Origin of the sequence: Pseudomonas sp. MWU12-3103b (assembly GCF_023100615.1) — a bacterium.
In the GTDB taxonomy this organism is placed as follows: Bacteria; Pseudomonadota; Gammaproteobacteria; order Pseudomonadales; family Pseudomonadaceae; genus Aquipseudomonas; species Aquipseudomonas putida_A.
In genome coordinates, this window is the sequence record NZ_JALMEY010000001.1 from 303646 (window position 1) to 315493 (window position 11848).

The following is an 11848-nucleotide window of genomic DNA, read 5'->3' on the forward strand; positions in this document are numbered from 1 at the left end:
TCAAGGAAGAACACAGTGAAACGTTTTGTTTTTACCCTGCTGGCCGTGCTGCTGCCACTCTCAGCGGTGTACGCGCAGGATGACTGCAGCCATGTCAGCTCAAGCCTGGAAATGGTGCCCTGCTCGGAGGCGGCGAAGAAGGCTGCCGATACGCAGTTGAACCTCATCTACAAGCAATTGATGGCGCGGCTTGAGTCTGATTATCGAGCGGATCCGGCATTGGGAGCGGAGTACGCAGCGAAGATTAAAGAATCGCAACGTGCATGGCTGAAGTTGCGCGATGCGAACTGCCCTTTGGAGGCATTCGAGATCGAGACGGGGGTGCCGGCACATGTGTTCGCGGTCAACTCGTGCATCGCCAGAATGAGTCGCGAACGCTCGGCGTATCTGGACAAGATTGTCCCTGCACTTGCACCCGACAAGAGCACTTCGACAGCGCCGGCCAACGGCGCTTGTCCTTCGGAGGAATTCCCTGCTTTCCTGACAGCGTTTTCCGCCAGCGGTGAATCACAGCGCCGTCTCACTGCGATGACAGTCAAATCGCTTGTGTTGAAGCCGGTTGCAGGCAAGGACCGTAGTACCTTTGAGCCTTCGACCTCGGGCGTCAGCGGAGCTTCCTTCACCTATCCGCTGATGGCCGCCATCACACCCGGCAAGACACCGGGAGTCGAGATTGAAGAGGTCGATGACAGTCACGTCAACGTGGTCGATAAGCGGGCGGGCAACAGCAATGTAAAAATCTTCAACTTCTCACGTCAGGCATGTTGGGTACTTGAGGGCGTCGAAGACTGGTCGATCAGCGAGAATGATCTTGTCGCAACACGTAAACCCGGAATGAGCCGCGCCGAGAACTTCTGCGAACAACGTGCCGAGGCTTTAGGAGGGCTAGGGTTTATTGAGCAGTACCGTCTAACTGTGGAGTTGATTGAAGCGTCTCTGGAAAATTATGTCTGCGCAGCAGAGTCGGGTGATCCAGAGGCGAGCGAGTCAGCGGCAAGACTGAGCCTTTCGCAGATGGCGTCCCAGCTGGAAACCAGCAAGGTTGAGGCGTTGTTCAAAGCCGCGTCAAAGACGCCGAGTGGTGCATTGGGTTATGCCTCGTTTTTTTGTATGGGGAACTCCACCGATTACGACGGTCCTTGCCTCCATCCCAAGCAGGCAGAAGAGCAGGTCATTCGAGCAATCAACATGGGCTCCATAGAGGCGATGAGTTATCTGGCTTCCACCTTTGAGGGTGGCGAGTTGGGAACAAAGGATATGTCCCGAGCATTAGCCTGTTATCAAATGGCGGCTGATAAAGGTCACCGGTTGAGCATCGACAACGTGGCGCGATTGAAGTCGCAAGGTCCAGAGCCGATCAAGGCGAGCCACTGCATTTGAAACTCGGAGCGCGGATGTGTCGCGATTCTTTGCCGTTAAATTCCAAGTGAGTGGAACTGTGCCTGACTTGTCGATTCCGGGCTTCGTGAGACCTCGATATCTGAGGGTATTGCTGATCAGCGTTGCTGCGTTCGCTCAGGCCAGTCATGCCGACGCAAGTGTTGTCTCGGTGGGCAATGCGTCGGGTCAGTCGCAGATCGCGCAAGGCCCATCCGAAGCTGCGGTCGACATGACACCTTGTCGGTTCTCAATGACGCTCTCGAAAGATCAATGGTTGCAGTTCAATACGCCTGATCTGGTATTCATTGCGGCCAAACAACAGCCTGAAACCTCTAGCGCCCCGCGTTTATCGCAGGCTCAGACCTCGACGGGTTATGAGTGGAATTTCGAAAAGCCCACAAACTTGAGCCAGCCCTGGTTCGGTGTCATGTGTGAAAACACCAACAACTTTTCCGCGCTCACCACTCAGAAGCCGGCGCTTGATGACACGATTGAGTTGCAACTAGTGCGAGAGAGCAACGACCGTAAATGCCCGGCGACCCTGACCGATCATGGTTGGGAGCCGACGTCGCTGGCGGGGCCAAAAAACGGATACACCTTTGAGGCATTAGGTGGGGAGAGGTCCTCGGGGTTCATCTTCGGTTTCCATGACAAGTCACGACGTCACATCACCCGCGTCGCTTTCTGCCTGCTGCGCGGCGAAAGCGTGCTGATCGGCTCGGCGGAGTCAGGCTCGCCCACCCCGCTGGCGATCAGCGCCGAAGGATTTGAACAAATCAAAACAGCGGTTCGCAGCATAGCTTTTGAGTAAGCCTGCGAAGACCGAACGGAGTTACAGCGTGAAGGGATGTTCAGTTCTACTTGGTAGTCTCTTGGCCATTGCCACGTCCGTGGCTTTCGCACCACACGCGCTTGCGGCACCCCAAGTCCTCAAGGAAATCCCGGCAAGCCTGTTGGGGGATGGATCACGGCAAAACGTGTTCGTTCTGGCCGGAGACGCGGACGAGGCATCCAATCGGTTGTTGATCGCGCCGGTTCAAGGACGCAATGAGGACATATTGCTCGATACGTCCGAGGCGTTGCCGCTGACGAAGAGTCAGTACTCGTCTGATCTTCTGGATAGTTTTAGCGTTCGGGTTTTCAACGGCCGGCCTGGAGCCATGACGGTTGCGGATCCACTAGAGGAAGAGGTTCTGGTCAAGCAACGGTTCGTTGAGGCAGAGGACTACATTGCGCTGGTGACCAACGAAGAAGACAACGCTGTTTATAACTTCAATCTTTTGTTCACCTTCAATAAAGGCTCAAAGCAGTTCGAGCTGAAAAAGGTGTTGCAGGTGGTCAATAACCATTACTGCGATCGCTCGCTTGTGAGCGTGGCGGAGCTGCCGATTGAGACGCTGGGCCCAACCAATCTGGCTTCATTCAACGGCCTCGAAGCGCTTAAAAAGTTGCGGGCTGCAAACGTTAGCAGCCCTCAGGGCGGTTATAAAAAACTGATGACAGTCGGTTCGGCTGACCTGCTGGATAAAGCGCTGGCAGCCTATCGAAAGGGCGACAGCAGCTCGTTCAAGGAAGTGATGAGTAATATGTTGATGGGAAATGACTCGCATGGCGCGTGCTCTCCGGAAAGTTATATCGTCGGAAAGTACTACTTCTCGCAGCACCCTGGTTGGTCCAACGATGTCGGTTTTCTGCTGGGCGAGGCGGGTTACTACACGGAGTCTATCCAGTTACTGAATGCGGTGATTGCACACAATCCGGAACGGACGGTGGCTTACCTGAATCTCGCAGATAGCTATTGGGCCATGAACGATAAAGAGCGAGCAGTGCCGGCGTACAAGCAATATGCATCGCGCATGGCGGAGGCAGGAAAGGCTTCGAAGATTCCTGCTCGGGTAGCTGAGCGCAGCACCGGAGTATCCGGATCATGATCAAACTCAAGGCGTTCTTTGGGCTGGTTGCGGGTGTTTCTTTGGCTGCTTTGCTGGTTCCTGCACATGCCCAGGAAACCTGCAATCCCGACAGCTTTTCCAATCCCGATATGATCATTTGCGGTCAACAGACTTTTGAAAAAGTCGATGCAATGCTGAATGAGCAATACAAGAAAGCGCTGGTCGGTTTGGCGCCGGCCGACAAGAAGCAACTGATTGATGTGCAAAAGAAGTGGGTGCGCTTTAAAGAGGCGTATTGCGAGGATATCTATCAGTCGGTTTTGCCCGGTGCAGAGGCGCCCATCGAGAGGCTTGGGTGTCTGGTACAAACGACCAATGCCCGGTTGGGAGAGTTGATTGCCCTGCAGACGGGCTTACCGCTAGATGGTTTTTACAAAGCCGCATCTGCGATTGCGGGGAAGGATCGTGAGAGAGACGTAGCGGCCGCCATTGAGCGGCTGGGAGGGGATGAGTTCGATGATCCGCTTTGGAAGAAGTACGCAGAAGGGCATTGTGAGATGGCTGGCCGTCTGTTGCGTGAAGACGTCGCCTACTGCGCGGTGAGAATGCGCTTTCAATTACCCATGAACCGCTAAAGGAATGATCGGTTTGAAATTTTCGTCTGCGCTTATTTCTGCGCTTCTTCTGATACCGCTGACTGCCCACGGTGAGGTTACTACCGAGGTTTCGTGCTTCCGTTCGTTGGGAGGCAAGAACATCAATTTCGAGTTTCGATCCTATTACGACACGGTCTCCCGCTGGAGTGGAGCAGGGGTTAGATACACAAAGTCCCCAAAGGCGATTCCCCTTGTCTACCGGAGTGTCGAAGAGGAAGTCATGGAGGAGGGGCGCCCCTCTCAGTTCACGACAATTTGGGTGGAGGTGTCCGAAGGGTCGCTGACAGGCGAATACGAAATGGTCAGCCAAGGTGCCCGAATCTACGGGATGACCTACACGAGCTACAAATCCGGTAAGAAGTATTCATTCGATCAAGACATCACCATGGACGCTTCGTCAGAAACAGGCTGTCAGTGGTGAGGCAGGGAATATTCAGAAAGGGGACTTAACGTCCCCTTTTTTCATCCGAAAGTCCCGCTACGACTTGGCCGCCAGGTTCCGCACTTCAATGTGGTCGAGCGTCCCTTCCACCATCAATCGCACCCCATCCGCCATTCTGCTCAGGGCCAGTGCAACCGAGCGGCGGGAGCCGTGGAGGTCGTCGGCGAGGTCGCAGGCGATGGCGCTGATGGACAGGAGGTCTTCGGAGGCGTTGGCCATTAGGGCTTCGGCGTCGGTGCCGGGGGTGAGGCTGAAGAGGCCGGTTTCGCGTTTGGGTTGGGATTCGGTGCGCGGTTTGAAGTGGTGGTCGAGGGCGCGTTCGGCGGCTTCGTGGAATTTCTTGGATTCCAGCGATTCGTAGGGCGATATGTCTGGGGTTTCGGGGGGATTGGGTGTTGGTTTGATCATAGGTATTTTCCGAGTTATGGAGCCAACACCGTTTCGCTTGCTTCGAGAGGGTGGCAGCTGTGCATAGGTGTGCAAGACCGGACTCGGAAACCGGCAGACCCGAAGGCCTCCCATACACAGCCGCCATAACAGTTCGCGAGCATAGGAAAACACCCGGCGAATAGCCATAACTGAATGCATGACGAGTCTGGACTTGCACGTCCGAGTCACCGATTTTGCGGAGACACACACAGGCTATCGACGATGCTCCAACCTGCCTAGTTCATAGGTATCGCGGCACTTTGCAGGAAATTTCCCATAGGTTTGCAGGCTGGAAGATCAAAAGATCGCAGCCTTCGGCAGCTCCTACAGGGATGTGTTTCAACAGGTGTAGGAAGTGGGGTACAGAATTGTGACTTAGCGGTCATCGTGCGGGAAATGGTCTGCATCATCTTCCAATAGCGGCCGATAGTGGCGTTATCGTCTGAATCCCTTACACTGCCCCGGCCGTTCATTTTCCTTTTGAGGCTGTGCGCATGAAATTTCGTTTTCTTCTGTGGATGATGGGTTTGTTGATGGGGAAGGCCAGCCGGACAAATCCTGCGTTCCAGCAGCAGTTGGGTGACAAGGATCTGGTGTTTCAGCTGCAGACGCTGGACGGGAAAGTGGCGCGGCATTTCGTGGTGAAGAATCAGCGCGTTACCAGCAAGTCTGGGGTGGTGGCGGAGCCGGCGTTTGCGATTGCGTTCAAGGATGCGGGTTATGCCTTTGCCACGATGCAGGCGAAGAACAAGCAGCTGGCGTTTATGCAGGGGATTCAGGACAAGTCGATCCAGCTCAAGGGGAATCCGGCGCTGGTGATGTGGTTTCAGGGATTGATGAAGTATTTGAAGCCGAGGAAGGCCAAGCCTAAGGCCTGAGAAGATGGGCTGTCGTGGCGAGGGGATTTATCCCCGATGGGCTGCGCAGCGGCCCCAAAACCTGAGACCTCGATATAACTGACACACCCTGTTGGCTGGGTTTGCGACTGCTGCGCAGTCGGTCGGGGATAAATCCCCTCACCACAGGTTTTGTGTCAGGCAGGTAAATTGAGTTGGATTCTTCGCGAGCAGGCTCGCTCCCACAGGGATTTGTATAAATCCTGGGGGGAGCGGGCCTGTTTTGGTTCAGGCCTGGCTGAACTGCGACGCCAGTTCGCGCAGCAGGACTTCGGCTTCGAGGACTTTGCTGACGACGTCGTTGGCTTTGTCGCGGCTCAGGCCGACGCGTTCGAGCAGGGCGTCGGGGATGTCTTCGTCGGGGCCGGAGCCGATGCCGCGGCTGCGCAGCAGGCGTACGGCCAGGCAGACGAGGTTCGGGTATTCGGCGTAGGCGCCGTCGTAGCTTGGGTCGTGCTGGAAGCGCAGGGCGGTGGCCAGTTCATCGGGCATGTCCCAGTAGCGCATCAGCCACGAGCCGATCTGTTCGCGGCTGATGCCCAACAGGTGCTGCTCGATGTAGCTGTGGCACAGGTGCGGGTTGACCTCCAGGTGGCGGCAGATCAGCGAGAAGTGCGGCGGGAACACGTGAGCCAGCAGCAGGTAGCCGAAGTTGTGCAGCAGACCGGCGAGGTAGGTCAGGCCGGCTTCCGGGCGCTGGGCGCGCGGCATGGCGCGGGTCAGGCCTTCGATGACGGCGGCGGTGTAGATCGACTGCTGCCAGTACGGCGTGGTGTGTTGCGGGTGGTCTTTCGGCAGGCTCAGGGTCTTGCCGAGGGCCAGGCCCAGCGCCAGGTTGATCACCAGATCGAACCCGAGCACGCGAACGATCGCGTCTTCCACGGAACGGATTTTGCCCGGCGACGCGTAGTACGGCGATGCGGCCCAGCTCACCACTTGTGCAGCCAGCGCCGGGTCGGTTTCGACCACGCCGGTGATGTCGTCGATGGTGGCGTTGGGGTCGACGCGCAGCTTGATGATTTTTTGCGCGGTCTCGGCCAGCGGCGGAATCTCAATCGTCGCTTCCAGACGCTGCTGAATCCGGCGTGCAGTGAACGCCTGCACGGCCTGGGTGATTTCCTCGCGGTCATCGTCCGGGCGATCAAGGTTCGGGCGGATGCTGCTCAGGGCTTCGCCGAAGTTGGCGGCGCTGGCCTTGGTCAGCATGCTCTTGAAGGCTTCGCTGGTGATTTCCAGCAGCAGGCCCGGCTCGCCGGAGTTGATCAGCAGCTTCGGTTCACGCAGCAGGCTTTCTTCGTAAAGGCACGGCGAACTAGTGAGTGCCGGCAGGCCCGGCAGCAGGCTCAGGCTGTGTTTGCCGAGCATCTTTTCCAGGCGCTCGGTGGACACGGCGGTCAGGCGCCGGCCAGTCAGTTCGGCGAGGCGGTTGAGGTCGAGCAACTGGCTCTGCGGAAACAGCACCATCAGCGCGCCGACGGCATCGTCCAGCAACACGGCTTGTACCTTGCGCGAAGCGTTGAGGCCGTGGTGGTCGAGCACTTCTTCGTAGGCGATCCCCAGCTTGCCGAGCAGCAGCCGAATTACAGACGGCGCGTGCGGAAGTTCAGGGGCGAGAGCTGCGTCAGTCATGGTCTGTATCCGTTTTTGAAACAATGGCAGGAGTATAACCAGCTCTGTAGGAACGATCCTGCACAAACTGCGACGGTGCTCACACTTGGCCGTATTGCTGCCCGTGGCGCAACCAACGGTCGAGCAATGGGCTGACGTGAGTCGGCCAGCGTTCCAGCAGCGCTTGCGCAGCATCGCGCACGGCGGGTAGCAGATCGGCGTCGCGCATCAGGTCGGCGACCTTGAATTGCAGCAGACCGGTCTGGCGCGTGCCGAGCATTTCCCCGGGGCCGCGCAGTTCGAGGTCTTTTTCGGCGATGACGAAACCGTCGTTGGTCTCGCGCATGATGCCCAGGCGCTGGCGGCCGATCTGCGACAGCGGCGGATGGTAGAGCAGCACGCAATGGCTGACCGCGCTGCCCCGGCCAACGCGGCCACGCAATTGGTGCAACTGCGCGAGGCCCAGACGCTCAGGGTTTTCGATGATCATCAGGCTGGCGTTGGGCACGTCGACGCCGACTTCGATCACGGTGGTGGCGACCAGCAGTTGCAGGTTGCCGGCCTTGAATTCGGCCATGACCGCTGCTTTCTCGGCAGGCTTCATGCGCCCGTGGATCAGCCCGACTTTCAGCTCGCCGAGGGCGGCGGTGAGGTCTTCGAACGTGGTTTCGGCGGCCTGACAGGTCAGCTCTTCCGACTCTTCGATCAGGGTGCACACCCAATAGGCCTGACGCCCTTCGGCGCAGGCGCTGCGCACCCGTTCGATGACTTCGACGCGGCGGGTGTCGGTGACCAGCACGGTGTTGACCGGGGTGCGACCGGGCGGCAGTTCGTCGAGAATCGAGGTGTCGAGATCGGCGTAGGCGCTCATCGCCAGCGTGCGTGGGATCGGCGTGGCGGTCATGATCAGTTGGTGCGGACACATGCGCCCGCCGACGCCTTTCTGCCGCAGCGCCAGACGCTGCTGCACGCCGAAGCGGTGTTGTTCGTCGATGATCACCAGCGCCAGATTCTTGAACTGCACTTCATCCTGAAACAGCGCGTGAGTGCCGACCACCATCGGCGTGCCGCTGGCGATCTGTTCCAGCGCGGTGACGCGATTCTTGCCCTTGAGCTTGCCGGCCAGCCACGCGACGTCGATGCCCAGCGGTTCGAGCCAGCGCTTGAAGGTGATGAAGTGCTGTTCGGCAAGGATCTCGGTCGGCGCCATCAGTGCGACCTGATAGCCGGCCTCCAGCGCTTGCAGCGCCGCGAGGGCGGCGACCACGGTCTTCCCCGCGCCAACGTCGCCCTGAATCAGCCGCAGCATCGGTTCGTGCTGGCTGAGGTCGTAGGCGATTTCGTTGCCGACGCGTTGTTGCGCGCCGGTCGGGTTGAAGCCGAGGTTGGCCAGGTATTTCGGCGGCAGCTTTTTCGCCTTCGGCATCGCTGGCGCGCGCAGGGAACGCATGCTTTCGCGCAGACGTTGTTGCGACAGCTGATGGGTCAGCAGTTCTTCGAAGGCCAGGCGATGCTGGGCCCAGTGATGACCGAGGGCCAGCTCATCGACATCGGCATCGGCGGGCGGGTTGTGCAGGTAGCGGATCGCGTCGGCCAGCGGCGCCAGTTGGTAGTCACGGGCCAGTTCGGTCGGCAGCCAGTCGGGCAGGGTGTTCGGCTTGAGCAGGGTCAGGGTCTGCATGCACAACTGGCGCAGGCGCTGTTGGGTCAGGCCTTCGGTGAGCGGGTAAACCGGGGTCAGGGTTTCATCCACCGGCGGCGGTTCGTCACCGGTGATGGCGCGGTATTCCGGGTGGTAGATTTCCAGCCCCGAGGCGCCGGGGCGCACTTCGCCGTAGCAGCGAATCCGCGTGCCGCGCTTGAGGCCTTCTTTCTGCGCGTTGCTGAAATGGTAAAAGCGCAGGCTCAGCCCGCCAGTGCCGTCCTGCATGCGCACGACGAGGCTGCGCCGCCGGCCCATGACCACGTCGGCGCCGCTGACGGTGCCTTCGACCACGGCGTCCTGGCCCGGGCGCAAGTGGCCGATCGGCACCACGCGGGTGCGATCCTGATAACGCAGCGGCAGGTGAAACAGCACGTCCTGGAGATTTTCCAGACCGACCTTGGCCAGCTTCTCGGCCATGGCTTCGCCGACACCCTTGAGTGCCGTCACCGACACTTGCGACAGCTCGGTCATGACCCTGGCTTAACCGGCCGTGACCGGCGCGGCGGGCTTGGCCACCGAGCACAGGCGAACAGAGTCGGCGAGGATTTCGATGGCTTTCGGCCGCGGGAAGCTCGCGCGCCAGGCAATCGCCACGGTGCGGAATGGCACCGGCGCCGACAGCGGGCGTACTTCGATCACGCCCGGGGCGTAGTGATGGCTGTCGACAGCCGACAACGGCAGGATCGAGATCCCCAGGCCGGAGGCGACCATGTGGCGGATGGTCTCCAGCGAGCTGGATTCCACCGTGGTGTGCTTGGCGCCGTCGTTGCCCTTGGTCAGGGTCGGGCAGGCCTCAAGCACCTGGTCGCGGAAGCAGTGGCCTTCGCCGAGCAGCAGCAGGCTCTTGTCGTTGAGCAGGCCCGGGTCGATGGATTCTTTTTGCGTCCACGGGTGCTGGGCTGGCATCAAGACGTAGAACGGCTCGTCGTACAGCGGCAGGGTCAGCACGTCGGCTTCGTTGAACGGCAGGGCGATGATGATCGCGTCGAGCTCGCCGTTGCGCAGTTTGTCGCGCAGCACGTGGGTGAAGTTTTCTTCGATGTACAACGGCATCTGCGGGGCGACCCGGTGCAGTTGTGGAATCAGGTGCGGGAACAGGTACGGCCCGACGGTGTAGATCGCGCCGACTTTCAGCGGGGCGGTCAGCTGGTTCTTGCCGGCTTGTGCCAGTTCACGGATGCCTTGCGCCTGCTCCAGGACTTTCTGCGCCTGGGCGACAATGCCTTCGCCGACCGGGGTCAGGCGCACGGCGCTTTTGCTGCGCTCGAAAATCAGCACACCGAGTTCGTCTTCAAGTTTTTTCACGCCCACCGACAGGGTCGGCTGACTGACGTGGCAACGCTCGGCGGCGTGGCCGAAGTGCTGCTCTTGGGCGAGGGTAACGATGTAGCGTAATTCTGTGAGGGTCATAGCAAGCGTCCATGAAGTTGCGGGCCAAGCATAACGGCTGCAATCGATAGACGCACGTTATCAGACTGAGTGAGGAATGCGACACCGGGCAATGTGAGTTTGCCGTTGCCAGATAGGCAAAAGGCACCTTTCGGTGCCTTTTCGATCTCACTGTCGACCCTGTGGGAGCGGGCTTGCTCGCGAATGCGGTGTGTCAGATACATGGATGTCGACTGACACGACGCTTTCGCGAGCAAGCCCGCTCCCACAATGGATCAGCGGCGTTTATCCAGCGAGTACACAAACGGCGCGACAATTTCGATCGAGCCGTTGTTGAGCATGTCGGCCGGTGGCTTGGGCAGCGGTTGTGCGCGGCGGATCATTTCCAGGGTGGCCCGGTCCAGATCGGCGTTGCCCGAGCGGCCCACCAGTTCGAACGACAGCACATTACCTTCGGCATCCACCACGAAACGCAGACGGTTCAGGCCTTCCTTGCCCCGTGCCTGTGCGCTTTGCGGGTACTTTTTGTACTTGCCCAAGTGCGCGAGCAGGGTGTTTTGCCAGCTGGCCTTGGCGGCCATTTGTGCGGGCGACGGTCCCGGTGCCGGCTGGGCGGATTTCTCCGTCGGTGCTTGGGTCGGCTGCGTCTCCGCCGGTTTTTCCTCGGAAGGTTTTTCCTTCACCGGTTCCGGTTTTTTCTCCACCGGTTTGGGCGGCTGCGGTTTCGGCTTTGGCTTGGGTTTGGGCTTCGGTACGGCAATCTCGGCCTTGGGTGCTTCAGCCAGTTTCGGAATCGGCAACTCTTCGACCGGAGCCGGTGGCTGCGGCGGTGTGACGACTTTCGGCGGAGCGGGCGGTGGCGGGGTCGGAACCGGTGCCAGCTCGACCATCATTGCCTGCGGCGGCAGTTCGATGGGCGGGCGGGCGGTCCAGTTCAGCGCCAGCGCGATGGCCAGCGCGTGAACGCCCAGCACCACGGCCAGGCTACCGCTGTAACGCGTCAGCTTATGGCGCGTCGTGATCATTTCTTGGCTGCGCTCTCAAGGCCCACCAGACCGACCTTCAGGTAACCGGCCGAGCGCAATTTATCCATCACGCTCATCAGGTCGCCGTAGTCCACGCCCTTGTCGGCCTGGAAGAAGATGGTGGTGTCTTTTTTGCCCTGGGTCTTGGCGTCGAGCACGGCGCCAAGGGTATCGGCATTGACTTCGTCGTCGCCGATGTACAGGCGCTGATCAGCTTTAACGCTGAGGAACACCGGTTTCTCCGGGCGCGGCGCCGGTTTGGCGGTCGAAGCAGGGAGGTCGACTTTGATGTCCACGGTAGCCAGCGGCGCGGCCACCATGAAGATGATCAGCAGTACCAGCATCACGTCGATGAACGGCGTGACGTTGATTTCGTGGTTCTCGGCCAGATCGTCGTCTGCGCCTTCTTTCAAATGCAGGCCCATG

General features: G+C 59.5%; 12 protein-coding genes. 6 read left to right on the forward strand and 6 right to left on the reverse strand.

Annotation, left to right across the window (positions count from 1 at the left end):
* Window positions 1–15: 15 nt before the first annotated feature.
* The 5 genes from M0808_RS01375 to M0808_RS01395 all read left to right on the forward strand — a co-directional run bounded on the left by M0808_RS01375 (window position 16) and on the right by M0808_RS01395 (window position 4349).
* Window positions 16–1380: a lysozyme inhibitor LprI family protein gene (locus tag M0808_RS01375; protein WP_247839625.1), complete on the forward strand. Its 1365-nt coding sequence runs from the start codon at window positions 16–18 to the stop codon at window positions 1378–1380.
* A gap of 16 nt (window positions 1381–1396) precedes the next feature.
* Window positions 1397–2191: a hypothetical protein gene (locus M0808_RS01380; protein WP_247839626.1), complete on the forward strand. Its 795-nt coding sequence runs from the start codon at window positions 1397–1399 to the stop codon at window positions 2189–2191.
* A 61-nt stretch (window positions 2192–2252) separates the two neighbouring features.
* A complete protein-coding gene (locus M0808_RS01385) occupies window positions 2253–3311 on the forward strand; it encodes a tetratricopeptide repeat protein (protein WP_247839627.1) in 1059 nt (352 codons plus the stop codon).
* Window positions 3308–3907, forward strand: a complete 600-nt coding sequence (locus M0808_RS01390) for a lysozyme inhibitor LprI family protein (protein WP_247839629.1) — start codon at window positions 3308–3310, stop codon at window positions 3905–3907. The genes M0808_RS01385 and M0808_RS01390 overlap by 4 nt, the downstream gene beginning before the upstream one ends.
* Window positions 3908–3911: 4 nt before the next feature.
* Window positions 3912–4349, forward strand: a complete 438-nt coding sequence (locus tag M0808_RS01395; protein ID WP_247839631.1) for a hypothetical protein — start codon at window positions 3912–3914, stop codon at window positions 4347–4349.
* A gap of 57 nt (window positions 4350–4406) precedes the next feature.
* Here the strand turns inward: M0808_RS01395 and M0808_RS01400 are convergent, their stop codons facing one another.
* Complete coding sequence (locus M0808_RS01400; RefSeq protein ID WP_027610398.1) at window positions 4407–4778, reverse strand: DUF6124 family protein; 372 nt, start codon at window positions 4776–4778, stop codon at window positions 4407–4409.
* Between the two features lie 515 nt (window positions 4779–5293).
* On the opposite strand from M0808_RS01400, the gene M0808_RS01405 reads away from it, so the two are divergent.
* Window positions 5294–5677, forward strand: a complete 384-nt coding sequence (locus tag M0808_RS01405; RefSeq protein ID WP_003229522.1) for a helicase — start codon at window positions 5294–5296, stop codon at window positions 5675–5677.
* Window positions 5678–5923: 246 nt separating this feature from the next.
* Here the strand turns inward: M0808_RS01405 and M0808_RS01410 are convergent, their stop codons facing one another.
* The 5 genes from M0808_RS01410 to exbD form a co-directional block, all read right to left on the reverse strand.
* Window positions 5924–7324 (reverse strand): aminoacyl-tRNA deacylase and HDOD domain-containing protein, encoded by a 1401-nt coding sequence (locus tag M0808_RS01410; RefSeq protein ID WP_247839633.1) that lies wholly within the window; start codon window positions 7322–7324, stop codon window positions 5924–5926.
* Between the two features lie 79 nt (window positions 7325–7403).
* A complete protein-coding gene (gene recG, locus M0808_RS01415; RefSeq protein WP_103369795.1) occupies window positions 7404–9479 on the reverse strand; it encodes an ATP-dependent DNA helicase RecG in 2076 nt (691 codons plus the stop codon).
* Between the two features lie 9 nt (window positions 9480–9488).
* The gene (locus tag M0808_RS01420) at window positions 9489–10418 is read right to left on the reverse strand and encodes a hydrogen peroxide-inducible genes activator (RefSeq protein ID WP_007962352.1); all 930 of its coding nucleotides are present in this window, start codon (window positions 10416–10418) and stop codon (window positions 9489–9491) included.
* A gap of 254 nt (window positions 10419–10672) precedes the next feature.
* Window positions 10673–11422 (reverse strand): energy transducer TonB, encoded by a 750-nt coding sequence (locus tag M0808_RS01425; RefSeq protein WP_247839635.1) that lies wholly within the window; start codon window positions 11420–11422, stop codon window positions 10673–10675.
* On the reverse strand, window positions 11419–11847 hold the full coding sequence (gene exbD, locus M0808_RS01430; protein WP_007962355.1) for a TonB system transport protein ExbD: 429 nt from the start codon (window positions 11845–11847) through the stop codon (window positions 11419–11421). The genes M0808_RS01425 and exbD overlap by 4 nt, the downstream gene beginning before the upstream one ends.
* Between the last annotated feature and the right edge of the window lies 1 nt (window position 11848).